At 71.5% G+C, this 25710-nt stretch carries 20 protein-coding genes and 2 pseudogenes; 14 read left to right on the top strand and 8 right to left on the bottom strand.

The annotated features are described in order from the left end of the window. The first annotated feature begins 8 nt into the window (after positions 1–8). Positions 9–257, top strand: a complete 249-nt coding sequence (locus tag BLV72_RS09210) for an acyl carrier protein (RefSeq protein WP_020871568.1) — start codon at positions 9–11, stop codon at positions 255–257. A 76-nt stretch (positions 258–333) separates the two neighbouring features. Next, positions 334–1599: a beta-ketoacyl-[acyl-carrier-protein] synthase family protein gene (locus BLV72_RS09215; RefSeq protein ID WP_093461494.1), complete on the top strand. Its 1266-nt coding sequence runs from the start codon at positions 334–336 to the stop codon at positions 1597–1599. Positions 1600–1702: 103 nt separating this feature from the next. Here BLV72_RS09215 and BLV72_RS09220 read toward each other — a convergent pair whose 3' ends face one another. Both BLV72_RS09220 and BLV72_RS09225 read right to left on the bottom strand, forming a co-directional pair. Then, a complete protein-coding gene (locus tag BLV72_RS09220; RefSeq protein ID WP_093461495.1) occupies positions 1703–2596 on the bottom strand; it encodes an NAD(P)-dependent oxidoreductase in 894 nt (297 codons plus the stop codon). Positions 2597–2677: 81 nt separating this feature from the next. Continuing rightward, positions 2678–3172 (bottom strand): DUF3145 domain-containing protein, encoded by a 495-nt coding sequence (locus BLV72_RS09225; protein ID WP_059147850.1) that lies wholly within the window; start codon positions 3170–3172, stop codon positions 2678–2680. A gap of 325 nt (positions 3173–3497) precedes the next feature. Here BLV72_RS09225 and BLV72_RS09230 point away from each other — a divergent pair, with 325 nt between their 5' ends. Next, positions 3498–4496, top strand: a complete 999-nt coding sequence (locus BLV72_RS09230) for an SGNH/GDSL hydrolase family protein (protein WP_093461496.1) — start codon at positions 3498–3500, stop codon at positions 4494–4496. An 830-nt stretch (positions 4497–5326) separates the two neighbouring features. On the opposite strand, the gene BLV72_RS09235 is transcribed toward BLV72_RS09230, so the two are convergent. Further along, on the bottom strand, positions 5327–7891 hold the full coding sequence (locus tag BLV72_RS09235) for a glycoside hydrolase family 3 protein (protein WP_093461498.1): 2565 nt from the start codon (positions 7889–7891) through the stop codon (positions 5327–5329). Between the two features lie 104 nt (positions 7892–7995). On the opposite strand from BLV72_RS09235, the pseudogene BLV72_RS09240 reads away from it, so the two are divergent. Then, positions 7996–8618, top strand: a pseudogene (locus tag BLV72_RS09240) (TetR/AcrR family transcriptional regulator). 45 nt (positions 8619–8663) lie between these two features. On the opposite strand, the gene BLV72_RS09245 reads toward BLV72_RS09240, so the two are convergent. Beyond that, positions 8664–9197 (bottom strand): DUF6299 family protein, encoded by a 534-nt coding sequence (locus BLV72_RS09245; protein WP_093461499.1) that lies wholly within the window; start codon positions 9195–9197, stop codon positions 8664–8666. A gap of 330 nt (positions 9198–9527) precedes the next feature. After that, a complete protein-coding gene (locus BLV72_RS09250; RefSeq protein WP_093461501.1) occupies positions 9528–10757 on the bottom strand; it encodes an MFS transporter in 1230 nt (409 codons plus the stop codon). A gap of 95 nt (positions 10758–10852) precedes the next feature. On the opposite strand from BLV72_RS09250, the pseudogene BLV72_RS09255 reads away from it, so the two are divergent. The 9 genes and pseudogenes from BLV72_RS09255 to BLV72_RS09295 all read left to right on the top strand — a co-directional run bounded on the left by BLV72_RS09255 (position 10853) and on the right by BLV72_RS09295 (position 22153). Beyond that, positions 10853–11822, top strand: a pseudogene (locus BLV72_RS09255) (transcriptional regulator). Positions 11823–12033: 211 nt separating this feature from the next. Next, the gene (locus BLV72_RS09260; RefSeq protein WP_093461502.1) at positions 12034–13197 is read left to right on the top strand and encodes a mandelate racemase/muconate lactonizing enzyme family protein; all 1164 of its coding nucleotides are present in this window, start codon (positions 12034–12036) and stop codon (positions 13195–13197) included. Positions 13198–13348: 151 nt separating this feature from the next. Beyond that, positions 13349–14380 (top strand): zinc-dependent alcohol dehydrogenase, encoded by a 1032-nt coding sequence (locus tag BLV72_RS09265; protein ID WP_093461504.1) that lies wholly within the window; start codon positions 13349–13351, stop codon positions 14378–14380. A gap of 168 nt (positions 14381–14548) precedes the next feature. After that, complete coding sequence (locus tag BLV72_RS09270) at positions 14549–15538, top strand: hypothetical protein (protein ID WP_093461505.1); 990 nt, start codon at positions 14549–14551, stop codon at positions 15536–15538. Positions 15539–15571: 33 nt separating this feature from the next. Further along, complete coding sequence (gene chvE / locus BLV72_RS09275) at positions 15572–16681, top strand: multiple monosaccharide ABC transporter substrate-binding protein (RefSeq protein ID WP_093461507.1); 1110 nt, start codon at positions 15572–15574, stop codon at positions 16679–16681. A 14-nt stretch (positions 16682–16695) separates the two neighbouring features. Further along, complete coding sequence (gene mmsA / locus BLV72_RS09280) at positions 16696–18258, top strand: multiple monosaccharide ABC transporter ATP-binding protein (RefSeq protein WP_093461508.1); 1563 nt, start codon at positions 16696–16698, stop codon at positions 18256–18258. Continuing rightward, the gene (gene mmsB, locus BLV72_RS09285) at positions 18255–19487 is read left to right on the top strand and encodes a multiple monosaccharide ABC transporter permease (RefSeq protein WP_093461510.1); all 1233 of its coding nucleotides are present in this window, start codon (positions 18255–18257) and stop codon (positions 19485–19487) included. The genes mmsA and mmsB overlap by 4 nt, the downstream gene beginning before the upstream one ends. Before the next feature lie 43 nt (positions 19488–19530). Continuing rightward, positions 19531–20724 (top strand): aldose epimerase family protein, encoded by a 1194-nt coding sequence (locus tag BLV72_RS09290; protein ID WP_093461511.1) that lies wholly within the window; start codon positions 19531–19533, stop codon positions 20722–20724. Positions 20725–20878: 154 nt separating this feature from the next. Continuing rightward, the gene (locus BLV72_RS09295) at positions 20879–22153 is read left to right on the top strand and encodes a pyroglutamyl-peptidase I (RefSeq protein ID WP_093461513.1); all 1275 of its coding nucleotides are present in this window, start codon (positions 20879–20881) and stop codon (positions 22151–22153) included. Positions 22154–22172: 19 nt separating this feature from the next. On the opposite strand, the gene BLV72_RS09300 is transcribed toward BLV72_RS09295, so the two are convergent. Next, positions 22173–22493, bottom strand: a complete 321-nt coding sequence (locus tag BLV72_RS09300; protein ID WP_093461514.1) for an ArsR/SmtB family transcription factor — start codon at positions 22491–22493, stop codon at positions 22173–22175. Between the two features lie 97 nt (positions 22494–22590). Between BLV72_RS09300 and BLV72_RS09305 the strand changes: the two genes are divergently transcribed. Next, the gene (locus BLV72_RS09305; protein ID WP_093461516.1) at positions 22591–23472 is read left to right on the top strand and encodes an NAD(P)H-binding protein; all 882 of its coding nucleotides are present in this window, start codon (positions 22591–22593) and stop codon (positions 23470–23472) included. A gap of 19 nt (positions 23473–23491) precedes the next feature. Here the strand turns inward: BLV72_RS09305 and BLV72_RS09310 are convergent, their stop codons facing one another. Both BLV72_RS09310 and BLV72_RS09315 read right to left on the bottom strand, forming a co-directional pair. Continuing rightward, on the bottom strand, positions 23492–24295 hold the full coding sequence (locus tag BLV72_RS09310; RefSeq protein ID WP_093461517.1) for an EI24 domain-containing protein: 804 nt from the start codon (positions 24293–24295) through the stop codon (positions 23492–23494). Between the two features lie 18 nt (positions 24296–24313). Continuing rightward, positions 24314–25708 (bottom strand): jacalin-like lectin, encoded by a 1395-nt coding sequence (locus BLV72_RS09315; RefSeq protein WP_093461519.1) that lies wholly within the window; start codon positions 25706–25708, stop codon positions 24314–24316. Between the last annotated feature and the right edge of the window lie 2 nt (positions 25709–25710).

Below are 25710 nucleotides of genomic sequence, written 5' to 3' on the forward strand. Positions count from 1 at the left end.
GCGCCGCAATGGCCGCCACTCAGGAAGAGATCCTCGAGGGTCTCGCCGAGATCGTCAACGAGATCGCCGGTATCCCGACCGAGGACGTCCTGCTGGACAAGTCCTTCACCGACGACCTGGACGTCGACTCGCTGTCCATGGTCGAGGTGGTCGTCGCCGCCGAGGAGCGCTTCGACGTGAAGATCCCGGACGACGACGTCAAGAACCTCAAGACCGTCGGCGACGCCGTCGACTACATCCTCAAGCACCAGGGCTGAGCCCGTATCAAGACCGGTCGTCGCCACCCATGCGGTGGCGGGTCCAGCACCTTCTACACGTGGAGTAGGAATTCCTGTGAACTCGACCAATCGCACCGTGGTCGTCACCGGTGTTGGTGCCACGACGCCGCTGGGTGGCGACGCCTCAACGACCTGGGGGGCCCTGCTGGCCGGCCGGTCCGGCGTCAACCTCCTGGAGGAGGAATGGGCGGCCGAGTTGCCGGTCCGCATCGCCGCGAAGATCGCGGTGGAGCCGGGCACCGTCATCCCTCGCCCGCAGGCCCGCAAGCTCGACCGATCGGCGCAGTTCGCCCTGATCGCGGCCCGTGAGGCATGGGCGGACGCGGGCTTCACCGCCAAGGCGGGCGAGGACCCGTCGGTCGACCCCGACCGGCTCGGCGCGGTCGTGGCTTCCGGCATCGGCGGGGTGACCACCCTGCTCGACCAGTACGACGTGCTGCGCGAGAAGGGCGTCCGTAAGGTCTCCCCGCACACCGTGCCGATGCTGATGCCCAACAGCCCGGCGGCGAACGTCAGCATCGACCTCAACGCCCGCGCGGGCGCACACACCCCGGTGAGCGCGTGCGCGTCCGGCGCCGAGGCCATCGGCTACGCCATCGAGATGATCCGCACCGGCCGCGCCGATGTGGTCGTCGCGGGCGGCACCGAGGCGGCCATCCACCCACTGCCCATGGTCGCCTTCGGCAACATGATGGCGATGTCCAAGAACAACGACGACCCGCAGGGCGCCTCGCGTCCGTTCGACGTCGACCGCAACGGCTTCGTGATGGGCGAGGGCTCGGGCGCCATCGTCCTGGAGTCGGCGGAGCACGCCGCCGCGCGCGGCGCCCGGGTGTACGCGCAGGCCATCGGCCAGGGCATCTCGGCCGACGCCCACCACATCACCCAGCCGGAGCCGTCCGGCAACGGCATCGGGAACGCGCTGCAGAACCTGGTGGAGAACACCGGCATCAACGGTGCCGAGGTCGCGCACGTCAACGCGCACGCGACCTCGACCCCGCAGGGCGACCTGGCGGAGATCAAGGCACTGCGCAAGGTGTTCGGCGACGACGTGGACCATATGGCGGTCTCCGCGACCAAGTCCATGACGGGCCATCTGCTCGGTGGCGCGGGCGGTGTGGAGACGGTGGCCAGCGTGCTAGCGCTGTACCACCGGCTGGCCCCGCCGACGATCAACATCGGCTCGCTGGACCCGGAGGCGGACGCGGACGTCGTGACCGGCGAGGCGCGGGCGCTCCCGGCCGACGGCCCGATCGTCGCGCTGAACGACTCGTTCGGCTTCGGCGGCCACAATGTGGTGCTGGCCTTCCGCACGGTCTGACGCGCGGACAGCCTGATGACCTGACGGCTTGATGGCTCTGTGACGCGCTGATACACGGATGTGGCCCGCCTCCGGCTCCGGCCGGGGGCGGGCCGTTCGTGTGTCAGGGGGCCTCGCCGTCGAAGCTGGCGAAGTACGAGGCCACCATGTCCTCGTCGCCGTGGCCCGCCTCGATGGCGCGGCGGAACCGCTCCTGGCCCGCGGCCGCCAGGTCCAGCCGCACTCCGGCGCGCTCCCCGGCCTCCACGATCAGCCGGGCGTCCTTCTCGGCCGTCTTGGTCGCGAAGCTGGGCTCGAGGTCGCCCCGGAAGAGCTGGCCCGACTTGGCCCGCATATAGCCGTTGTCCAGCGGTCCGCCCTCCACCCCGGCCAGGAAGCCCTGGAAGTCCACGCCCAGCCCCTTGGCGAGGGCGGCCGCCTCCGCGGTGGCGTGGGTGATGTTCAGGACCCAGCTGTTGAGCACCAGCTTGAGCCGGGTGGCGGCGGCGCCCTCCGCGCTGTCGCCGACCCACACCGTACGGCTGCCGATGGCGTCGAAGACCGGCCAGACGACCGGGCGGACGGGGTGGGGGCCGGCGGCCAGCACCAGAAGCTGTCCGCTCTCCGCGGGCTGCTTGGTGCCGAGGACGGGCGAGTCGATGAGGGCGAGGTCCTTCTCCTGGGCGAACGCGGCGAGCGATTCCATCGCCTCCAGCCCCGCCGTGGTGGCCTGCGCCCATACGGCCCCGGGGCGCAGCGCGGGGGCGGCCTGCCGCATCGTCTCGAGGGCCGCGGCGCCGTCGTAGAGGATCGTCAGGACGACATCGGCGCCGTCCACGGCCTCGGCCGGGGTGTCGGTGACGCGTACGCCGTCCTGGCCGAGCGGCTCGGCCTTGGACCGGGTGCGGTTCCACGCACGGACGTCGAGCCCGGAGCGGGCGAGGTTGCGGGCCATGCCGGAGCCCATGATGCCGGTGCCGAGGACCGCGACGGACGTTGCCGGGAGTTGTTCGGTCATGCCGCCACGCTAAGACCTGAAGCGTGCTCCAGGACAAAGGGGTGGCGGCGCGTCAGGCACTCGGACCAGCGCGTCAGGCGCTCAGACGACCTGGTGCAGCCAGCGGACGGGGGCGCCCTCACCCGCGTAGCGGAACGGCTCCAGTTCGTCGTCCCAGGGCTTGCCGAGCAGTTTGGCGATCTCCGCCTCGAGGTCGCTCTCGCCGCGGACGGAGCGGGCGAGGGCGGCGCGCAGCCGGTCCTCGGGGATCAGGATGTCGCCGTGCATTCCGGTGACGGCGTGGAAGATGCCCAGTTCGGGGGTGGAGCTGTAGCGCTCGCCCTCGGCGGTGGCGCAGGGCTCGGCGGTCACCTCGAAGCGCAGCAGATGCCAGCCGCGCAGGGCGGACGCCATTTTGGAGGCCGTGCCGACCTCACCCTGCCAGGAGAACTCGGCACGCCAGGTGCCGTTCGCCGCGGGTTGCTTGATCCAGTCGAGGGTGACACGCACGCCGAGGACGCCCGCGATGGCCCATTCGACGTGCGGGCACAGCGCGCGCGGAGCGGAGTGCACATACAGAACTCCACGTGTCGTCACCGGGGCCTCCTGTGCGGTTCGAGGTGCGCCTTCCCCAGCGGCCTCGCGCCCGTACCGGTCCCGCCCGGGACATCGGATCACATTCTGCCCTAGTGATCACTCCCACACCAGTCTCGACGTCACCTTCAGTGAAATTTATCGTGCAGAATTCTCTAGAAAGTGGACAGGATGTGACGGGGCGTAATGTGCTGGTACCGCATAGCGCGCCTGGTCGCCGGGACGACGCTCATCAGGCACAAGAAAAACGTACCGTGCGATCCAGCCGGAGGAGTGACGTACCGTCGGTCCGGATAGATATCACCCAACAGCCGGAGGGGGAACAGCCATGCGGGTCAGCGCGACACGCCGGAAGCATGCGGCGGCCGCTTCCTCGACCACGCGTACGGTCGTGCGCCCGACCCCGCGCACCACGTCGCGCACCGGCCGCCGCGCGGCCGGGCGCACCGCCGGACGCACCGGCCTGGTGCTGTTCACCACCGCCGCCGTGCTGAGCTCGGCGGGCTGCTTCGGCAGCTCGGACGACCCCTCCCGGCACGGTCCGACCCGCGCCGGGAAGACCCCCGGCGCCAAGCGGACGATCGTCTGGAACACCCGGCCGAGCTCGATCGCCTCCCTGGGCGACTCCATCACCCGCGGCTTCGACGCCTGTTCGGTGCTCTCCGACTGCCCCGAGGTGTCCTGGTCCACCGGCACCGATGTGCAGAGCCTCGCCCAGCGGCTGCTGCCCGCCACCACCGCCCGCTCGGGCACCCACAGCTGGAACTTCGCCAAGACCGGCGCGGTCGTGGCCGACCTCCCCGGCCAGATCGAGGCGGCCGCGGCCCGCAAGCCGAAGCTGATCACCGTGATGATCGGCGCCAATGACGCCTGCCGGGACTCGGTCGACGAGATGACCTCCACCGAGCAGTTCCGCTCCACCTTCACCTCGGCGCTCACCCGGCTCCGCCGTGACCTGCCGAAGACCCAGGTGTATGTGGCCAGCGTGCCGGATCTGAAGCGGCTGTGGTCGGAGGGGCGGAAGAACGTCTTCGGCAGGCAGATCTGGAAGCTGGGCATCTGCCCGTCGATGCTGAAGGACTCCGAGCACCTGGACGCCGCCTCCAACGACCGCCGCCAGCGGGTGGCGGACCGGGTGACGGAGTACAACAAGGTGCTGAAGGACGTCTGTGGGCGCGATGTGCTGTGCCGGTACGACCCGGCGGTGCACGAATACCGCTTCACCACGTCCGAGCTGAGCAAGTGGGACTGGTTCCACCCCAGCAAGGCAGGCCAGGCGCAGCTGGCCGACATGGCCTACCGCCGCATTACCGCTTCCGCGCCCTGACCCCTGGCCCGCGCCCGGCTGCCGGCCAAGGGCCGGCAGCCGGGCGCGGGACGCGGTCACCCCTCCCTTGATGCGGTTATGCGGCTCCGCCGCACGCCAGGGGCTTCGCCCCTGGCCCCCGGGACCTGAGTGCAGCCCCGGCCCCCCGGGTCTGGGCGCAGCCCCCACCCCCCGGGTCTTCGGCAGAGCCCCGCCCCCCCGGAGTCTGGGCTGCAGCCCCGGCCCCCAGGGGCCTGAGGTGCAGCCCCGGCCCCCCGGGGTCTAGGGCAGAGCCCCGGCCCCCGGGTCTGGGGCGCGGCCCCCACCCTCCCGAGTCTGGGGCGCAGCCCCCGCCCCTCCCGGGGGTCTTCGGCAGAGCCCCGCCCCCCGGAGTCTGGGCTGCAACCCGGCCCCCAGGGGCCTGAGGTGCAGCCCCGGCCCCCCGGGGTCTAGGGCAGAGCCCCGCCCCCCCGAGTCTGGGGCGCAGCCCCCGCACCCCCCGGGGTCTACGGCAGAGCCCCGCCCCCCGGAGTCTGGGCTGCAACCCGGCCCCCAGGGGCCTGAGGTGCAGCCCCGGCCCCCCGGGGTCTAGGGCAGAGCCCCGCCCCCCGAGTCTGGGGCGCAGCCCCCGCACCCCCCGGGGTCTACGGCAGAGCCCCGCCCCCCGGAGTCTGGGCTGCAACCCGGCCCCCAGGGGCCTGAGGTGCAGCCCCGGCCCCCGGGGTCTAGGGCAGAGCCCCAGGTTCGGGAAGGGGCGGGGAGGGGAACAGCCCGCCGCAGGCGTCGCGATTCGTCGGCCACCCTCTGACCGGCGGACGCGAGCGGCCTCGCCGCCCGCCCGACGGCGTAGCTCAGGCTGTCGGCTGCACGGGCACCGGGGCCGACAGGCGGCGGTCGGCGACGCTGCGGCCCGCCTCTGCCGCGTAGGTGCCGGGGATCAGGCGCCAGGCGCCCACCGTCTCGTCCCAGATCTCCGCCGCCCGGCGGGGCAGGGGGAGGGACACCTCCGCCGTCTCCCCCGGGCCCGCCGTGACCGAGGCGAACCCCGCGAGGCGCCGCACCGGCCGCTCCTCGCCGTCGTCCTCGGGCACGGTGAGGTAGAGCTGCACGACCTCACGCCCCGCCCGGGGCCCGGTGTTGCGGACCCGCACGGTCACCGTTCCCAGCGCGCCGTCGGCGGGCTCCCCGGCGGGCTCCGCTGGAGTCTTCGCGGGGGTCTCCGCTGGAGTCTTCGCGGGGGTGAAGTCCAGCGCCTCATACACCCAGTCCGTGTAGCCGAGGCCATGCCCGAACCAGTACGCCGGAGCGATCCCCTCCCGCCGCTCCCACGCGCGGTAGCCGATGAACACGCCCTCGTCGTAGACCAGTCGACCCTCGCTCGGTGTCACCGCGCTGACCGGGGCGTCCTCGAGCCGCTCGGGCCAGGTCGTGGGCAGCCGTCCGCCGGGCTCCTCCGCGCCCAGCAGGACATCGGCGAGCGCGGCGCCCGCCTCCTGGCCCGGGAACCAGCTCAGCAGTACCGCGGCGACCTCCTCCCGCCAGGCCATCTCGACGGGGGAGCCCGCGTTGACCACCACCACGGTGGGGGTGCCGGTGGCGGCGACCCGCCGCACGAGCTCGTCCTGACGGCCCGGCAGCTTCAGATGCGCGCGGTCGAATCCCTCGCTCTCGACCCGCTCGGTGGTGGCGACCACCACCACGGCCACCTCGGCCGCCGAGGCCGCGGCGACGGCCTCCCGGAGCAGCTCCTCGGCGTCCCGCTCCGGGGCCCGGTGCAGCAGGCTGAAGCAGACGGCGTCGAGAAGGGCCTCCTCGGGACGGGCCACCTCGCAGGTGAGGCTGACCTCCACCGGCTCGCCCGCCGTGAGCTCCACCTGGCCCCGAGGCACCGGCGAGCCCATGAACGCCTCGAAGGGGTCGCCGACGTCCGGCGGGAGCTGCTCCCCCTCGAAGAGCACCGTGCCGTCCACGACCAGCCGGAGGCCGCCCAGCCCCCGGGTGCCGAAGGAGTGCGCACCGCTCTCGCGCGGGGTGAAGGTGCCGACGGTCTCGACGGTGTGCAGCTCCTCGTAGCGCACGCCCTCGGGGAAGTCGCTGATCCACTGCACCTGTCCACTGGCCAGCCGGGACTCCCCCAGCACCCGACCGTCGGCGGCCCGGACCACGGCGCGCAGCGCGAACCCCTGGGCGGCGGGGGTGAGTTCGTCGGTGGGGTCGGCACCCACCGCGTAGCTGAACCGCACCTCCGGCGGCAGGGCGGCGCGCAGTCCGTCGAGCGGTGAGACCACATGGTCGGGGAAGACCACCGCCGAGCCGCCGCCCAGCACCCGGGCGTCGCGCGCCGCGGCCCCGATCAGGGCCAGCGACCGCACCCCGCCGGGGGCGCCGGCGTCGAGGGGCAGCACCGCGCCGCGGCCGCCCGCGCCCTCGTTGCGCAGCAGCACGAAGGAGCGCCGGGCGATCTCGCGGGCCAGCGCCTCTCCGTCGATCGGGCCGGGCCGGTCGACGGGGGCGACGGCCGGGGCCGCGCCGTCCAGCACGCCGACCCGGGCGGCCAGGGTGAGCAGCCGCCGCACCGCCTCGTCCAGCTCCGCCTCGGCCACCCGGCCGTCGCGCACCGCGGTGGCCAGCGCCTCGCCGTAGACGGTCCGCGGGCCGGGCATCGCGACATCCAGCCCGCCCTTGAGCCCCCGCACGGTGTCGCGGGCCGCCAGCCAGTCGGAGACGATGAAGCCGTCGAAGCCCCACTCCTCGCGCAGCACCCCCTGCTGCAGCTCGCGGTGCTCGGTCATGGTCGAGCCGTTGACCCCGTTGTAGGCGGCCATGATGCCCCAAGGGCGCGCGTTTTTGACGATGGCTTCGAAGGGGGCGAGATACAGCTCGCGCAGCGCCCGCGCACCGATCTCGTTGTCGACGGTGAAGCGCTCGGTCTCCGCGTCGTTGGCCACGAAGTGCTTGACGGTGGTGCCCACTCCGCCGTCCTGCACACCCGTCACATAGCCGGTGCCGATCTCGCCGGTGAGATACGGATCCTCGCTGTACGCCTCGAAGTGGCGCCCGCCCAGCGGGGAGCGGTGCAGATTGACCGTGGGCGCGAGCAGCACATGGACGCCCTTGCGCCGCGCCTCCTGCGCGAGCAGCCGGCCCGCCCGCCGGGCCAGCTCCGGGTCCCAGGTGGCGGCGAGCGCGGTGGGGCTGGGCAGGGCGATGGAGGGGTCGTCGGCGGTCCAGTGGACACCGCGGACGCCGATCGGGCCGTCCGACATCACCAGCGAGCCCAGCTTGATCGCCGGAACGGCGGGCAGGCTCCACATGTCCTGCCCGGACAACAGCCGCGCCTTGGTGTCCAGATCCAGCAGGCCGAGGGCCTTCTCCACGGCCTCGGCCGTGCCCTCGTCGTCGATCGCGTCCGCCATCGCTCGCCCCTCCCGGTGCGGGTCCTGTCCGGTCCTCGTCCGGGGCCATCCTGGACCCGAGTACCTGTCAGCAGGTAGGTACCGTTATCGACTCGTTATCAAACATGCTCTACGGTACGAGCATGGACAAGGCGATGGAGCGCGGTACGCGACGCGGTGCGGAACGGCGGGCGGAGATCGTCCGGTCCGCGCTCGAAGTGATCGCCGAGCGCGGCTACCGGGGCGCGACCCTGGGGCGGTCGCCGAGCGGGTGGGGCTCACCCAACAGGGGCTGCTCCACTACTTCCCCACCAAGGACTCCCTGCTCATCGCCGTGCTCAAGGAGCGCGACCAGTGGGACACCGGCTCCGCGCGGCGCGACGGCGGGGACGTATGGCCGCTGGACCTGCTCACCTCGCTGGTGGAGTACAACGCGATGCGACCCGGCATCGTCCAGACCTTCTCCGCGCTCCTCGGCGAGAGCGTCACCGACGAGCACCCCGCGCGCGGCTTCTTCACCGAGCGCTATGAGAAGGTGCGCGCCGACATGGCGGCCACCCTGCGCGGCGAGTTCGGCGACCGGCTCCCCGGCGGGCTCACCCCCGAGGCCGCAGCCCCGCTGGTGGTGGCGGTGATGGACGGACTGCAGTTCCAGTGGCTGCACGACCGGGACGCGGTGGACATGCCCGCCCTCTTCCGGGCCTTCGTCTCCCTGCTGGGACAGGGAGACGAAGAGGCCGAGGGGTGACGCGGCGATGCGGACGCCGCGCGCGGGCCGTCCCGTGACGGCGGCTCAGCCGTGATCCGCCACCAGCCTGACGTCCTGCTCGACCCCGACCGCGTTCCTCGGCAGCGGCACGAAGGCGGCGTCGGCGGCCGCGGAGGCATCGGCGGTGTCGAACCTCAGCAGCGTGCCCTCGGCCCGCGCCGAGCCCGGCTCATACGCCCCCACGTCCACCGCGTCGATCACCCAGCGGTGCCGCTGTCCGTCGCAGACCGCGCTGTGGCCGCCGAGGCCGTGTCGCTCCCGGCCCTGGGTGAGGGTGACGAGGACGCTGGCCCGCGGATTCTCCGCCCCTTCCCGGACACACCGGTAGCTGCCGTACAGCGTGACGGACCCGTCCGGAGTGACGTCCCCGGTGCGGTCGATGACCAGATCGTCGGTCCAGGGCAGGGGCAGAAGCGGCCGGTCGAACCGCTCTCCCCGGGTGGCCGGGCCCGAGTCCGGGCGCAGCTCCGGGCGGTCGGGCCCGGCGGGCGCGGCATGGGCGGCCGGAGCCGCCATGAGGAGAACGGTGAGGGCGCCGAGGGCGCGACGGTTGCGCATGGACGTACATACCTCCTGGGGCGGGGAGCGGATGCCCGCCACGGACTCCGTCGCGTCCTCCCGAGCGGAGTCGCCGGACGGATGCCCGTGAGCGGGTGCTCATTTCCCCGTACAGCTACCGGGCCCTCGAATCCGTCCGGGGGAACCTCACCCCCGGGCGGCGTGTCCGGCACCGCCCAACGGGTGGCCACCGGGCGCCCGGTTGACCCGGCGGCGCCCTTACGGTGCTCGCTAAGCGCCCTTACCGTGCTCGTGAAGTGCGGCTTACGGTGCTCGCGCGGCGCCCGAGCCGTCCTCGCGCAGCGCCCTTACCGTCCCCGCTCAGCGCCCTTACGGTGCTCGTTCCTCCGGGGCCGCCTCCTCGAATCTCCCCGCCGACGCGGCCACTTGGCGCGCCGCCGCCGGATCGCCCCGCAGCCCCGGGGCCAGGGCCAGCGTGACGACGACGGAGACCGCCGCCATCGTGGCCATCGCCACGGCCGGTGAAGTGGGCTGGGCCAGTGCGCCCGCGAGGGCGGCGGACACGCCCTGCATGGTGAGCATGCCGGAGGAGTGCAGCCCCAGGGCCTGGCCGCTCATCGCGTCCGGGGTCAGGGCCATCAGCCGCTGCTGGAGCGGCAGCGTGGCCGAGAAGCCGATCGAGGCGAGGGCGACGGCGGCCAGCGCGAGGGGCAGCGGCGGATGCAGGGCGAAGACCAGATACGGCGCGGCGAGCAGCAGCCGCAGGGGCGCCGCGAGCCGCTCCCGCCGGTGCGGTGGCAGCAGCCGTCCGGTGAGCAGGTCCCCCAGCAGCATGCCGAGGGAGCCGACGGCGAAGAGCAGTCCGGCATGCCGGGGCGCGTAGGGCACGAAGAGGGATTCACAGCCGACGATCAGCCCGTTGGGCACCCAGAGCGCGTAATAGACGTGGCGGCGCGGCGCGGAGGACCACAACCGTGCGTTGACCCGCCAGGTCTCGGTGACCGAGGGCCGCCCGCCGGCCCGGGCCGGACGCCCGCTCAGGCCGAACCGGGCGGCGGCCGCGGCCACCAGATACAGCGCGGCGGCGGTGAGCAGGGTGCCGCGTGCCGAGAGGGTGGTCACGAGGAGGCCACCGGCCGCGTAGCCGCCGATCTGCATGGTGCCGCCCGACATGTTGATCACCGAACGGCCCAGCAGATAGCCCTCCTTGGGCAGGATCTCGGTGAGCAGTCCATAGCGGACGGCGCCGCCGAGGGCGGCCGCGGCGCCCATCCCGAACACGAGGGCGAAGACCGCCGCCACGGGCAGCCCGGGGAGGGCCAACGCGGCGGTCCCCAGGGCGAAGAGCACCGCCAGCCCGGACAGCGCGGCGCGCGGCGGCAGCCGGTCGGCCGCCGACAGCAGCGCCAGCGCGCCCGCCACTTGGGCGAGCGAGGGGCCGAACATGCTGAGCGCCGAGAGCAGCGGTGAGCCGGTCGCCGCGTAGACCAGGGTGCCGAGGGCGAGCCCGCTCGCCGTCGAGGCGGCCACCTGTGTGGCGGAGATCAGGAACAGCGGGGTGAACTCCGGGGTCCGGAACACTTCCGAAAAGGTGCGCATGGCCTTCAGGCTCGGGAGTCTCCGCGCAGTGGCGTTAATGTTTCGCGCGAACGCGAAACCACGCGAAACGATGCGGTGGCGGCGGGGGTGACCGGATGGGGCTGTGGCTGGTCGACGCGGATACGCTCGCGCGCAGCCGGTTCGTCCGCTCCGCCCTGGCCGAGACCACCGCGGCCCTGGTCACCCTGGAGCGGGCGAGCGCCGCGCACCCGGGCGAGCGGGCCTGGCTCGACGCCCATCTGCCCGCCTACCGGGCGCGGCTGGCCGACGACCCGGTCACCGCGCTGCTCGTCCGGGCCGCGCTGGGCCGGACCTGGCTCGCGGACTTCCTCACCCAGACGCCGGGCGAGGGCGAGCCGTCCCTCGAGGAGGAGCTGGCCCGGATGCGCGCGACGCCCCCCGCCGCCGCGCGCCGCGATCTCGCGGTCTCCCTCGGCCGCTCCCCGCTCCCGGCCGCGCTGTGCCGCGACGATCTGCCGGGGCGGCTCGCGGATCTGCTGGAGTGGGTGTGGACGGAGGCCGTACGGCCCTCCTGGCCGCGCCGCCGCCGGATCATCGAGGCCGATGTGGTGGCGCGCACCGGCCAGGTGAGCCAGGGCGGCTGGGCGGCGACGCTGGACGACCTGCGGCCGGGGATGCGGTGGCTGGGCGGCAGCCGGCTGCAGATCAACGCCCACGACAACCCGCCCCGCGCGGTCCACGGCGCCCAGTTGCTCCTCGTCCCCGTCACGCCCACCACCGGATGGGTCTCCTGGGACGCGCCGCACCGCTACGCCGTGATCTACCCCTGCGCCGGCGCCCTGACCGCCCCCGGCCCTCCCCGGCCCCGACTCCCTGGCCCGCCTCCTCGGCCCGGGCCGCGCGAGCGTCCTGGTCCTGCTCGACACCCCGAAGAGCACCACCCACCTGGTGGCCCTGACCGGCCAGACCCTGGGCTCGGTCGGCCGCCATCTGCGTGTCCTGCGCGAGGCCCGCCTGGTGCGGCGGCGACGGGCGGGACGGTCGGTTCTGTACGACCGGACGACGGCGGGCGAGGTGCTGGTCGAGGCCCAGCGAACCGCCTAGTCCTCGCACCAGCACAGCAACGAACATCCCCGGACCCATGTTGTCCAGTGAGATGATCGGTCATGATGGTTCTTGATCGGTCATGATGGTTCGTCACGTTCGAATGTCATTCGACGCACAACCATTGACACCCCTGACGGGGGCTGACTACGGTCACGCCAAGATTTCGAACGTGTGACGAAATATCGAACACCGCGAAGGGTCGATTGCTGTGCGCATCACCGGTATCAGTACGCATGTCGTCGGCACCCCCTGGCGCAATCTCACCTATGTGCAGGTCCATACGGACGAGGGGATCACCGGCGTCGGCGAGACCCGCATGCTCGGGCGAACCGATGCGCTGCTGGGCTATCTGCGCGAGGCCGAGCTCAACCACCTCGCCGGGTCGGACCCGTTCGCGGTGGAGGACCTGGTCCGGCGGATGAAGTACGGCGACTACGGCCGGGCGGGCGAGATCGTGATGTCCGGGATCGCCTGCGTGGAGATGGCCTGCTGGGACATCAAGGGCAAGGCGCTCGGGGTGCCCGTCTGGCAGCTGCTCGGCGGGAAGGTGACGGACCGGGTCAAGGCGTACGCCAACGGCTGGTACACCGTCGAGCGCACCCCCGAGGCGTTCCACAAGGCGGCCTCCACAGTGGTCGAGCGCGGCTACCGGGCGCTGAAGCTGGACCCCTTCGGCACCGGCCACTTCGAGCTGGACCACGCGGAGACCCTGCATTCGATCTCCCTCGTGGAGGCCGTACGGGACGCGATCGGGCCGGAGGCCGAGCTGCTGGTGGAGATGCACGGGCGGTTCAGCCCGGCGACCGCCGTCCGCATCGCCGGGGAGCTGGAGCGGTTCCATCCGTCATGGCTGGAGGAGCCGGTGCCGCCGGAGAACCTCAAGGCGCTGGCGAAGGTCGCGGAGAAGACGCGCCTGCCGATCGCGACAGGTGAGCGCATCCACGACCGCATCGAGTTCCGCGAACTGTTCGAGTCGCAGGCCGCCGACATCATCCAGCCCGACGTCGGCCACATCGGCGGCATCGGCGAGGCGCGCAAGCTGGCCGCCACGGCCGAGACGCACTACGTCCTGATCGCGCCGCACAATGTGGGCGGCTCGGTGCTGACCGCCGCGTCGCTGCAGCTCGCCGGCTGCACCCCGAACTTCAAGATCCTGGAGCACTTCAACGACTTCGCCGACGCGGAGATCAAGAAGGTGGTCAAGGGCGCCCCGCAGGTCGTGGACGGCTACTTCCAGCTCTCCCACGAGCCCGGTCTCGGCGTGGAGCTGGACACCGACGCGGCGGCCGAATTCCCCCAGCAGCAGGCCCGCTTCGACCTGTGGGCCGAGGGCTGGGAGAAGCGGAATCCCTCCGGGGGGCGAGGCGAATGAGCGCCGTGGAACGTCACGCCGTCGTCGAGATACGGCCGCCCGTCGCCGGGGCCGCCCGGCTTCGCCCAGTCGGCACGCGCCTCGCTCAGGGGCCGAAGGGCCGACGTCCGAACGGGCTGGAGACGCACGGTGCCGAGGGGAGCCGATGCATATGAGCGGCACGGAAGACGTCCTGGTACTCGACAAGCCCGGCAGCCACCGGCTGGAGAGCCGGGCGATCGCCGAACCCGGCCCCGGTGACGCGCGGGTGCGCGTCCACGCCTCCGGGATCTGCGGCAGCGACCGCGAGCTGTACCAGGGCAACCGGCCCGAGGGGTACGTCCGCTATCCCGTCACCCCCGGCCATGAGTGGTCCGGGACGGTCGAGGCGGTCGGCGCGGGCGTCCCGGAGGCGCTCGTCGGCCGTAAGGTCGTCGGCGAGGGGTTCCGCAACTGCCAGGTGTGCGACCGCTGCCACGCCGGGGACACCACCTTGTGCACGGCCGGGTACGAGGAGACCGGCTTCACCCGGCCCGGGGCGATGGCCGACACCCTGACCCTGCCGGCCCGGCTGCTGCACCCGCTGTCCGACGACGCCGATCTGGGCGCGGCCGCCCTGCTGGAGCCCGCCGCCTGTATCGCCGCCGCCGCGCTCAAGGCCCGGGCCCAGCCGGGTGAGCGGGTCGCGGTGGTCGGCACCGGCACGCTCGGCATGATCGCCGTACAGTTCCTCGCCGCCGTCTCCCCCGCGCGGCTGCTGGTGGTGGGCACCCGCCCGGACCGGGAGCAACTGTCGCTGGACTTCGGCGCCACCGACTTCCGCACCCGGGACCAGCTCTCCGACCAGCTCTCGGGCTACGACGTGGTCATCGAGACCGCCGGATCGGCCTCCGCCGCCCGTAGCTCCGCCTCGCTCCTGCGCCGGGGCGGCCGGCTGGTGCTCACCGGCATCCCGGCGGCGGGCGCCGACGGGCTGGACCCCACCGATCTGGTCGTCCGCCAGATCGAGGTGCAGACCGTCTTCGGCGCCCCGCCCGCCGCCTGGTCGCACGCCGTACGGGTCTTCGACGCGGGGCTGCTGACCCTGCGGCCGCTGATCACCCATGAGCTGCCGCTCACCGACTTCGCCTCGGCGATCGAGCTGGTCGGCAGCGGCGATCCGGCCGTCGGCAAGGTGCTGCTGCGTCCGCAGGGCCTCGACTAGCAGGGGCCTCGACCAGCACATGTGGCACGCCTCCCGCACCCGTCTCCCGTCATCCCACCAGCCTCCCGGACCGTCTCTAGTCATCCACCCAGCCCCACCCGGACAACGATGTCCCGGGCAGCACCAGCCGGACGCCGAACCACCGGCCATCACTCCACAGGGAGCACCGTGACCGCCGCCTCACCCACCACTCCCGGCCCCCGCCGCCCCGCCGACGCGGCCCTCGCCTCGCTCGGCCACGCCACGCCCGCCCCCGACCCCGCCGACGCCTCCGCGCACACCTTCCCCGACGGCGGCACCTGGCGCACCGAGATCCCATCCGTCGAGGGTCCGGAGGCGCTGGCCACCGTGTTCAAGGAGGCCGGGCGGCTCGATGTGCCGATCCACCGGATCAGCCAGGGCAGCGGCGTCTGGATGCTCACCGATGCCGAGATCACCGAGATGGTGGAGTCCTGCGCCGAGCGGAACGCCGAGCTGTGCCTGTTCACCGGCCCCCGCGGCACCTGGGACATCGGCGCCGCCACCCGCTCCGACTCCGGCGGCGGGGGCCTGCGCGCCCGTGGCCATGACGCGGTGGCCGGATGTGTGGAGGACGCGCTGCGCGCCGTCTCGCTGGGCGTGAAGTGCCTGCTGGTCGCCGACGAGGGGGTGCTGTGGCTGCTGAACCGGCTGCGGGAGCGCGGTGAGCTGCCCGCGGACACCACCTTCAAGCTGTCCGCGCTGGTCGGCCCGGTCAACCCGGCCTCGTTCGCGGTGTACGAGCAGCTCGGGGCCGACTCCATCAACATCCCCTCGGACCTCACACTGGAGCACCTCACCGAGATCCGCCGGGTCTCCCGCGCCCCGATGGACTTCTATGTCGAGGCCCCGGACGACCTCGGCGGCTATGTGCGGATGTATGACGCGGCGGAGCTGATCCGGCGCGGTGCCCCCATCTATCTGAAGTTCGGGCTCAGCAGATCCCCGGGGATCTACCCGTACGGCGCCCAGCTGCGCGACGTGGCGCTGGGCAGCGCCCGTGAGCGGGTGCGCCGCGGGCGGCTCGTGCTCGACCTGCTGGGCCGGCTGGGCGCGGACGGCGGGATGTCCCCGCTCGGCTCCCGGCTGCCGGGTCCGCTGCGGCGTTTCACCGCCGACGCGGACCTCCCCAATTCCTGACGCAATGACGCCCCAGGGAAGGACCCCAACACCATGCGCACGGTAAGAGGAGCACGAGCCGCGGCGATAGGCGCCGGCCTCCTCGCGCTCTCGCTGACCGCCACGGCCTGTGGCCAGGAGGCAGTCGGCGGCAGCCGGTACAAGCCCAAGGAAAAGGGAGGCACGATCGGCATCGCGATGCCGACGAAGTCCTCCGAGCGGTGGATCACCGACGGCCGCAATGTGGCCAAGCAGTTCCAGGCGGCGGGCTACAAGACGGACTTGCAGTTCGGCGAGGACGACGTCCGCACCCAGGTGGCCCAGCTCGAAAACATGATCACCAAGGGCCACCGGCTGCTGGTGATCGCGCCGATCAACGGCGGGGCGCTCAACGATGTCCTGAAGCAGGCCCATGAGGCCAATATCCCGGTGATCTCCTACGACCGGCTGCTGCTGGGCACGCCGAACGTCGACTACTACGCGACCTTCGACAACGAGAAGGTCGGCAGGCTCCAGGGCCAGTACATCGTCAACAAGCTGGGGCTGGCCAAGGGCCGGAAGGGCCCGTTCTCCATCGAGCTGTTCGCCGGCTCGTCGGACGACAACAACACCCGGTACTTCTACAACGGCGCGATGAGCGTGCTCAAGCCGTACATGGACAAGGGTGAGCTGATCGTCCGCTCCAAGCAGACGAGCCTCAACCAGCTCTACACCGAGAAGTGGAGCGGAAGCGCGGCGCAGGACCGCATGGAGGACCTGCTCAACAAGTCGTACAGCACCGAGGACGTCGACGCCGTCCTCTCGCCGTACGACGGCATGTCCATCGGCATCCTCTCGGCGCTCAAGAGCGCCGGCTACGGCACGAAGGCCAAGCCGTTCCCGGTGGTGACCGGGCAGGACGCCGAGCTCGCCTCCGTGAAGTCCATCATCCGGGGCCAGCAGACGCAGACCATCTACAAGGACCTGCGCAAGCTGGCGAAGGCGACCGTGCAGATAGCCAAGGCGGAGCTGACCGGCGGCAAGGCCCCGATCAACGACACCAAGTCGTACGACAACGGCAAGAAGGTCGTGCCGACCTATCTGCTCAATCCGGTCAGCATCGACAAGTCCAACACCCAGGTGCTGGTGGACCAGGGTTACTACACCGCGTCGCAGCTCAAGTAGGGCGGATCCGGGCTATGAGCACCATTCTCGAACTGCGCTCCATCACCAAGACCTTCCCTGGTGTCAAGGCGCTCTCCGATGTCAACCTCCAGGTACGCCAGGGCGAGATCCATGCCCTGTGCGGGGAGAACGGCGCCGGCAAGTCCACCCTGATGAAGGTGGTCAGCGGCGTCCATCCGCACGGCAGCTACGACGGCGAGATCCTCTTCGAGGGCCGGCCGTGCGCGTTCAAGGACATCCGCGCGAGCGAACAGCGCGGCATCGTCATCATCCATCAGGAACTGGCCCTGATCCCCTACCTGTCCATCGCCGAGAACATCTTCCTCGGCAATGAGCACGCCAGGCACGGTCTCATCTCCTGGAACGAGACCCTGAAGCACGCCACCGCGCTGCTGAAGCGGGTGGGTCTGACGGATTCCCCGCAGACCCGGATCGCCGACATCGGCGTGGGCAAGCAGCAGCTCGTGGAGATCGCCAAGGCGCTCTCCAAGGAGGTGAAGCTACTCATCCTCGACGAGCCGACCGCGGCGCTGAACGACGAGGACAGCGGCAAACTCCTGGATCTGCTGCTGGAGTTCAGGGCCCAGGGCATCTCCTCGATCATCATCTCCCACAAGCTGAACGAGATCCGCAAGGTCGCCGACTCCGTCACCATCCTGCGCGACGGCCAGACCATCGAGACCCTGTCGGTCCGGGAGACTCCGGAGTCCGAACCGGAGGTCTCCGAGGACCGCATCATCCGCGGCATGGTCGGCCGCGACCTCGACCACCGCTTCCCCGACCGCACCCCGTACGAGGGCGAGGACGCCTCCGAGGTGGCCCTGGCCGTCGAGGACTGGACCGTCCACCACCCCATCGACCAGCAGCGCAAGGTTGTGGACGGGGTGTCGCTGAATGTCCGGCGCGGGGAGATCGTGGGCATCGCCGGGCTGATGGGCGCGGGCCGCACCGAGCTGGCGATGAGCGTGTTCGGCCGGACCTACGGCCGCTACGCGGGCGGCCGGGTCTTCCGCGACGGCCAGGAGGTCCGCACCCGTACCGTGCCGGAGGCCATCGACCACGGCATCGCGTACGTCACCGAGGACCGCAAGCACTACGGGCTGAACCTCGAGGACACCATCAGCCGCAACGTCTCGCTCTCCTCGCTCGGCAAGGTGGCCCGCCACGGTCTGGTCAACGAGCACGAGGAGTCCAAGGTCGCCGAGCGGTTCCGCAAGACGATGAACATCAAGGCACCCACGGTCTTCGAGCGGGTCGGCCGGCTCAGCGGCGGCAACCAGCAGAAGGTCGTGCTCAGTAAGTGGATCTTCGCAGGTCCGGAGGTGCTGATCCTCGACGAGCCGACCCGCGGCATCGACGTCGGGGCCAAGTACGAGATCTACACGGTCATCAACGATCTGGCGGCCCAGGGCAAGGCCGTCATCTTCATCTCCTCCGAGCTGGGCGAGCTGCTGGGGATGTGCGACCGGATCTACACGATGGCGGCCGGGCGGCTGACCGGGGAGGTTCCCCGGGACGAGGCGAGCCAGGAAGTCCTGATGCGCCATATGACAAGGGACAGAGGAGACGAAGGATGAGCACGGCCACCCAGAAGACCGAGAGCCCGGCCCCACCGCCGGCCGACGGCTCGCCCAGCGTCGGGGCGTTGCTGCTCCAGGGCCTGCGGTCCAATATGCGGCAGTACGGAATGCTGGTCGCGCTCGCCCTGATCATCGTCATCTTCCAGATCTGGTCCGACGACATCCTGCTGCGGCCCGGCAACGTCACCAGCCTGGTGCAGCAGAATGGCTACATCCTCATCCTCGCGATCGGCATGATGATCGTGATCATCGCGGGGCACATCGACCTGTCGGTCGGATCGCTCGTCGCCTTCGTCGGCGCGGCCGCCGGCGCGATGATGATCAAACACGATATGCCGTGGGGCCTCGCGGTCGTCCTCTGTCTGCTGCTCGGCGCGGTGGCCGGGGCCTGGCAGGGGTTCTGGATCGCCTACATAGGCATTCCGTCCTTCATCGTCACCCTGGCCGGAATGCTGGCCTTCCGCGGCGGCACCCAGATCCTGCTGGACGGCCAGTCCCTGTCGCCGTTCCCCGACGGCTTCGAGAAACTGAGCACCGGCTTCATCCCGGAGATGGGCCCGTACACGCAGTACCACAACCCCACCATGGTGATCGGCCTCATCGTCTGCGCCGCCGCCGTCTGGCAGGAGTGGCGGGGCAGGCAGCAGCGGGCGGCCTATGAGCTGGACGTGGCGCCGATCGGGCTGTTCTTCGTCAAGTGCGCCGCGATCGTCGCCGCCGTGATGGCCTTCACCATGACGCTGTCCAGCTGGCACGGCGCGCCGTACGGGCTGCTGATCCTCGCCGGTCTCTTCGTGATCTTCAGCTTCGTGATGCGCAACACCGTCATCGGGCGCCATGTGTACGCCCTCGGCGGCAACCAGCCGGCGGCCAAGCTGTCGGGCGTCCGGGACAAGCGCGTCACCTTCATGGTGTTCGTCAACATGGGCATCCTGTCCGCCCTCGCCGGTCTGGTCTTCGCCGCCCGGCTGGGCTCCGCCACCCCCAGCGCGGGCCTCAACTTCGAGCTCGAGGCCATCGCCGCCGCGTTCATCGGCGGCGCCTCGGCCAGCGGCGGTGTGGGCACCGTACTCGGCGCGATCATCGGTGGTCTGGTACTCGGCGTGCTCAACAACGGCATGTCGCTGGTCGGCATCGGCACCGACTACCAGCAGGTGATCAAGGGTCTGGTGCTGCTGGCCGCGGTCGGCTTCGATGTCTGGAACAAGCGCAAGGTCGGGTCGTAACCCATCAGCTGTCCCTCATGGATCTAGCCTTATGGAGCCGCATATGACCACGAGCAGACGCACGGTGATCACGGCTGCGGCGGCGGCCGGACTGGCGGCTTCGGCCGCCACGACCGGCACCGCCCACGCGAAGAGCGGAGGAGACTCCGCGGGCAGCGGGGGAGACTCCGCGGGCAAGGGAGGCGCGGTGAAGGAACACTTCGGCACGCTCGCGGACGGCACGGACGTCGACCGCTGGACGATCGAGAACGGCCGCACCCGGCTGCGCGTGCTCAGCTACGGCGGCATCGTCCAGAGCCTGGAGATCCCCGACCGCCACGGCCGCCGCGCCAATGTGTCGCTCGGCTTCGACGACCTGGACTCCTACGTCGCCAACAGCCCGTACTTCGGCGCCCTCATCGGCCGCTACGGCAACCGCATCGCCCGCGGCACCTTCACGCTGGACGGCAAGAAGTACCAGCTCCCGATCAACGACGGGCCGAACAGCCTGCACGGCGGCGACAAGGGCTTCGACAAGCACGTCTGGTCCGTGGAGGCGTTCCGCAAGGGCGCGGACGTGGGGCTCACCCTGCGCCGGGTCAGCCCCGATGGCGAGATGGGCTACCCCGGCACGCTGACCGTGCGGGTGGACTACACCCTCACGGCGGGGGGCGACTTCCGTATCGACTACGAGGCCACGACCGACAAGGCCACGGTCGTGAACCTCACCAACCACACGTACTACAACCTGGCCGGGGAGGGCAGCGGCTCCATCTACCACCACCGGCTGGAGATCGACGCCGCCCGCTACACCCCGGTCGACAAGACCCTCATCCCCACCGGCGAACTCGCCAGGGTGGCCGGGACCCCGTTCGACTTCCGCCGCGCCAAGGAGATCGGCCGGGACATCCGGGAGGCGCACCAGCAGGTGCTGTACGGGCAGGGGATCGACCACAACTTCGTGCTGGACAAGGGCATCACCAGCCGTCCCGAGCACTTCCTGACGGTGACCGAGCCGGAGTCCGGCCGGGTGATGAAGATCGCCACTACCGAGCCCGGGGTGCAGTTCTACACCGGCAACTTCCTGACCGGCACGTTCGCGGGCACGTCGGGGAAGATCTACCGGCAGGGTGACGCCTTCGCCCTGGAGACCCAGCACTTCCCGGACTCGCCGAACCAGCCGTCGTTCCCGTCGACGGTGCTGCGGCCGGGGCAGACGTACCGGTCGACGACCGTGCACTCGTTCTCGACGCGCTGAGCGGCTCCGCCGCGCACGGCCCTGTAGCTCAACGGTTCCCCTCCCGTACCGTGCTCACGAGCACGGTACGGGAGGGGTTGTCGTTTCCCCCCGGCCCCCGGCCTCCGTCATCCGGCCCGCGTCATCCGTCACTCCTCATCCGAGAGGACCCCGCATGAGACCGATTCGCCCCCGGCTCGCCCTGCTCGGCGCCGCCCTGTTCGCCGCCACTGCCCTGGCCCTCGCCACCCCGGCGACGGCCGCGGCCGACACCACCGCCGCTCCCACCGTGGAGGAGCAACGGCTCGACGAGGCCATGCCGCAGGAGATCCTGCGGCGCAGCGGGTTCGACGACGCGGCGCCGAACTTCGCCCGCGCACTGGCGGACGTAGGGTCCCCTGCCGAGGCCGAGCGAGTGATCGCACACGAAGGCGGGCATCTGTGGCAGCGGGCGGTGGACCGGGTACAGGGCCGGGGCCCCGCGGGTGGCGACCTCAGCAGGGACGACGACCGGCCGCTGTACTGGGCGCGGCTCGGCATGACCCGCGCGCTCGGCCAGTGGCAGCCGGGCTTCCCGCTCCCCGAGGCCCGCCGCGCCGCGCTGCTCACCACGCTGGAGCGCACCTCACGCGGAGAGGACTCGCTCGACCTCCCCGCCGGTAGACACATCAAGCGCATCGTGGTCACCGGCTTCGACCCGTTCCAGCTCGACGACGACGTACGCCGCTCCAACCCGTCGGGCGCGGCGGCGCTCGCCCTGGACGGGACGACGATCCATACGGACAACGGCCCGGCCCGCGTCGAGACGGCCGTCTTCCCCGTCCGCTGGACGGACTTCGCGGACGGCACGGTCGAGCGGACCCTGCTGCCCGCCTTCCAGTCGGGCCCCCGCCGGGTGGATGCGTATCTGACGGTGAGCCAGGGCCGGGTGGGCCGCTTCGACGTCGAGCGCACCAACGGCGCCTGGCGGGGCGGCTACCCCGACAACGCCAACCTCTCCCGGACCGAGACCGTGCCCATCCCGGCCGATGTGCCGACCCCGCGCCCCCAGCCCCAGTGGACGACCACCACCCTCCCCTACGACAAGATCGTCACAGCGAACACCGGCCCCACCCCCGTCTACGACCACACCGAGGTCACCGAGATCCCGGCGGGCGCCACGACCCCGGTGGTCCGGCCGAACGGCCCGACGCCCGGCTCGACGGCCCGCGCGGGCGGTGGCGGCGACTACCTCTCCAACGAGATCGCCTACCGCGCCACCCTGCTGCGCGACGCGGTCGGCCTGAAGGCCCCGGGCGGCCATCTCCACACCCCGGTCCTCCAGTTCGGCCCCGACAACACCGACCCCGCCACGGGCCAGATCACCGACCCCGACTTCGTCCACAACCGCGAAGCCATCACCGCCCAGGTCCGCTCAATCCTCACCGTCGTCGCGGCCACGACCCGGTGAGGCCCTGAACGCGAGGCTGTTACCCAGGGGTCGCTTCGGAGGCCAGGAGGGTGAGGAGGCCGGGGAAGCGGGTGTTCAGGTCGGTGCGGCGGAGGGTCACGCCCTTGCGGTTGCCGTAGTCGGTGGTGCGGATGAGGCCGGAGTCGGACAGCACCTTGAAGTGGTGGGTCATCGTGGACTTGCTGACCGGGGCCCGGAACGAGGAGCAGGAGCGCTCGATGTCTTCGGGTGCGGTCACGAGTTCCGTGACGATGCGGCGCCGGTGGGGGTCGGCGAGTGCGGAGAGGACGGCGCCCAGGTCCAGTTGGGCGACCGCCGGGCCGTCGGATTCTCTTGTCATGCGCGACCGCCCCCATGTACGACTTGCATCGTACTTTTATGCGTGATCCACTGCCATGTACGAGAGACATCGTACTTGAACGGTGGAAGGAAGGCCCATGTCTGAGCAGGCACACGCCACAGTGGCCGTCACGGGCGTCACCGGGGCGCTGGGCAGTCGGATCGCGGCCAGGCTCGCCGAGCGCGGCGTTCCGCAACTCCTCGTGGGGCGCGACCCCAGCCGCATCCCCGAGCTGCCGGGGGCCCAGCGGCGTGGTCCGGCCGAGTATGCCGACACGGCCGCGATGCGCACCGCGCTCACGGGGGCGTCGACGCTCGTACTGATCTCGGGGCACCCCACGGGACGGCGGCTGGAGGAGCACGCGAGCGCGGTCGAGGCCGGGATGGCGGTCGGGGTGGAGCGGGTGCTGTATGTGTCCCTCCTCGGGGCGGCGCCCACGGCCACCTATCGCAACGCACGCGACCACTGGCTGACCGAGCAGTTCCTGGCGGGCGCCGGGGTCCGGCACACGGTGTTCAGGGCGGGCTTCTACGCGTCGACGCCGGCCGCACTCGCCGACGACGAACTCGTGGTGAGCGGGCCCGGCGGAGATGGCCGGGCCGCCTTTGTCACCCACGACGACATCGCCGATGTGATCACGGCCGTCGCCCTCGACGAGGGGCCCCGCTCCGAGCACGACGGGGCGACGCTGGAGGTCACCGGGCCCGAGGCGCTCACTCTTGAGGAAATGGTCGCCCGGATCGCCTCGACCACCGGGCGGCCCTACCGCTATGTCCCCGAGACCGTGGAGGAAGCGTTCGCGCGGCGGTGGCGGCTGGGCGTCAGCGGGGTGCAGATCGAGAGCTGGATCTCGTGGTACCAGGCCATCGCGAGCGGCGAACTGTCCGCGGTGACCGATGTCGTCCCGCGGATCACCGGCTCCTCCGCGACCCCGGTCGAACGGGCCGACTGGTGGCCCACCCCCAAGACGGCCTGGTAGCCAACTGCGCCGCAGGTCGTTACGGAGCGCCGTTGAAGGCGCCCGCCGGGCCCGCCGCCGTCTCGCCCTGCGGCGCCGCGTCCTCGTTCTCGCCCGTCAGATCGCGGACCAGCAGGGTCGCGCCCGCGACGGCGCCCGGCATCAGGAAGACCGCGACCAGGGGGACGAGGAAGAGGAGGGACAGGGGGACGCCGAAGCCGAGGGCGAGCAGGCGGCGGGAGTGCAGCATGCGGCGGCGCTCCTTCAGCAGGATCCCGCGGCGCAGCAGGGCGATCGAGGTCAGCTCCTCGGTGAGGAAGAAGCCGGTCACGCAGAAGGCCAGCGCGGGGATCACGGTCTGGCCGACGGCCGGGATGAAGCCGAGCGCGAAGAAGAGCACGCTCCAGAGGGTGACGCGGAGGAGCAGGGCGATGGCCTCGCGCAGCCCTATCCACAGCTCCGCCCGGATCGACAGGCCGGAGTCGGGGACCGCGCCGCCCTCGGAGCGGTCGACCTGCTCGGAGAGCGACTCGTAGAAGGGCTGGCCGACCAGGAGCGTGACCGCCGTGAAGGTGAGGACGGCGAGGAAGAGGCAGCCGGCGGCGAAGAGGATCGTGAGCGCGCCGCGGAAGATGCCGAGCCAGGGCGAGGACCAGTCGTCGGCGAAGGGCGTGGCCCATGCGATGACGTCATCGGTCCAGAAGAAGAGGGCGACGAGGGCCGCCGCGTAGCCGACGAGAGTGATCAGGGCGGGAATCATCCCGAACCCCCACCATCTCCCGTGCCGGGCCGCCCAGCGCTGCCCCTTCATCAGATAACCGAAGCCGTTCACAAGATCACGCATGGGCCGAAGCCTACTGGCCTAACGTGGCGCGAAGAGGACGCCGAGTTTATCGATCTCGTCACCGGCGCGGCCGGTGAAGCCCACGATCCGCCGGCCCGCGGGGGCGGTGTAGGTGGCGGCGTCCGACGTGGGGGATCCGGCCGTCAGCGTACGGCCCGTATCGGTGGTGAACGCCGCCGAGAAGACGCGGGTGCGGCCGTCCTTCCGGCCCCGGGTGAGGGTCACGGAGGTGAGGTGTTCGGCGGGGCCGAGGGTGAGGGAGACCGGGGTGCCGCCCGTGCCGCCGTGGGCGAGGGTCGCCCCGCCGTCCATGGCCAGGGACACCGCGTCCAGCCGGGAGCCGCCGCGCAGGGTGAGGGTGCGGGGCGCGGGCGGTGCGGCGGACAGGTCGTCGGCGTCGTTGAAGGCCGTGCCGTGCGGGCCGCCGAACTGATCACTGGCGCGCAGGGCGCCGGAGGTGTGCCAGGACAGGTCCACGGTGTGCGGATAGTGGTCGGACAGCGGCTTGCCGTCGGCGTCGAGGAACGAGGTGTGCTCGTTGTGGTAGCGGGTGGCGGCGAGCGAGAGCAGCGGACCGGAGCGATAGAGGACCTTGTCCACGACCTCGCAGGTGTCGGTGACGTTCTCGGGGTCGCAGACCAGGGCATCGGAACCGGCGGGCGGCGCCGAGCCGCCACGGACGAGGTCCACCCACGCGTCGGTGAGGCCGTTGCGGGTGGCCAGGTCGCGGATGTTGTCGGCGGCGCGGGTGTAGCGGGTGTTGGTGTCGCCCATGACGAGCACCGCGTTGCCGGCGGAGTTGGCGGTGATGTAGTCGGAGAGCTGGGTGATGTTGGCGCGGCGCGCGGCGAGGTCGGCGTCCGTCGTCCCCGCGTTGGTGTGCACGTTGTACAGGTCGAGATACGCGCCCTCGGCCGGCCGCACCCGGGCAAGGGTGAAGCCCTTCGGGGTGAGGCAGTCGGTGCCGTTGCACCTCTTCCACTTCACCCGCTCGAAGTCGTCGTACGGCAGGTCGGAGAGGGTGTTGAGGCCATCGCCGAAACCGGCGCCACCGCTGGTGGGGGTGCGGTACGGATGGTCGTCACCGGCGTAGAGCGCGGCGTGGTAGTTGAAGTCCTCCTGGACGCCCACGATGTCGTACGCGCCGAGTCGGGGCGATATCAGCGGGGTGTTCTTGGCGGGGTGGCCGGAGGACAGGCCCTCGGGGAGCCCGGCCACGTTGTAGGTGAGCACATTGAACGTGCCCGAGGCGGCGCGGGGCACCTTGGTGTCCGAGGTGGCCCGGGGCACCTTGGTGTCCGAGGTGGCCCGGGGCACCTTGGTGTCCGCTGCCGCGGGCGTGGCGCCGGATGTGGTCGCACAGAGCGTGAGCGCCGCCGCGGCCGCGACGGCTAAGCGTCCGATGATTCTCAAGG

The sequence above is a fragment of the Streptomyces melanosporofaciens genome, assembly GCF_900105695.1.
Classification (GTDB): Bacteria; Actinomycetota; Actinomycetes; order Streptomycetales; family Streptomycetaceae; genus Streptomyces; species Streptomyces antimycoticus.

What these genes read in the sequence shown, in the direction of transcription:
- BLV72_RS09295 (WP_093461513.1), top strand. Translation starts at nt 20,879, where the DNA reads ATGAGACCGATTCGCCCCCGGCTCGCCCTGCTCGGCGCCGCCCTGTTC.
- BLV72_RS09210 (WP_020871568.1), top strand. Translation starts at nt 9, where the DNA reads ATGGCCGCCACTCAGGAAGAGATCCTCGAGGGTCTCGCCGAGATCGTC.
- mmsB (WP_093461510.1), top strand. Translation starts at nt 18,255, where the DNA reads ATGAGCACGGCCACCCAGAAGACCGAGAGCCCGGCCCCACCGCCGGCC.
- chvE (WP_093461507.1), top strand. Translation starts at nt 15,572, where the DNA reads ATGCGCACGGTAAGAGGAGCACGAGCCGCGGCGATAGGCGCCGGCCTC.
- BLV72_RS09310 (WP_093461517.1), bottom strand. Translation starts at nt 24,295, where the DNA reads ATGCGTGATCTTGTGAACGGCTTCGGTTATCTGATGAAGGGGCAGCGC.
- BLV72_RS09290 (WP_093461511.1), top strand. Translation starts at nt 19,531, where the DNA reads ATGACCACGAGCAGACGCACGGTGATCACGGCTGCGGCGGCGGCCGGA.
- BLV72_RS09265 (WP_093461504.1), top strand. Translation starts at nt 13,349, where the DNA reads ATGAGCGGCACGGAAGACGTCCTGGTACTCGACAAGCCCGGCAGCCAC.
- BLV72_RS09235 (WP_093461498.1), bottom strand. Translation starts at nt 7,891, where the DNA reads ATGGCGGACGCGATCGACGACGAGGGCACGGCCGAGGCCGTGGAGAAG.
- BLV72_RS09245 (WP_093461499.1), bottom strand. Translation starts at nt 9,197, where the DNA reads ATGCGCAACCGTCGCGCCCTCGGCGCCCTCACCGTTCTCCTCATGGCG.
- BLV72_RS09230 (WP_093461496.1), top strand. Translation starts at nt 3,498, where the DNA reads ATGCGGGTCAGCGCGACACGCCGGAAGCATGCGGCGGCCGCTTCCTCG.
- BLV72_RS09220 (WP_093461495.1), bottom strand. Translation starts at nt 2,596, where the DNA reads ATGACCGAACAACTCCCGGCAACGTCCGTCGCGGTCCTCGGCACCGGC.
- mmsA (WP_093461508.1), top strand. Translation starts at nt 16,696, where the DNA reads ATGAGCACCATTCTCGAACTGCGCTCCATCACCAAGACCTTCCCTGGT.
- BLV72_RS09305 (WP_093461516.1), top strand. Translation starts at nt 22,591, where the DNA reads ATGTCTGAGCAGGCACACGCCACAGTGGCCGTCACGGGCGTCACCGGG.
- BLV72_RS09250 (WP_093461501.1), bottom strand. Translation starts at nt 10,757, where the DNA reads ATGCGCACCTTTTCGGAAGTGTTCCGGACCCCGGAGTTCACCCCGCTG.
- BLV72_RS09300 (WP_093461514.1), bottom strand. Translation starts at nt 22,493, where the DNA reads ATGACAAGAGAATCCGACGGCCCGGCGGTCGCCCAACTGGACCTGGGC.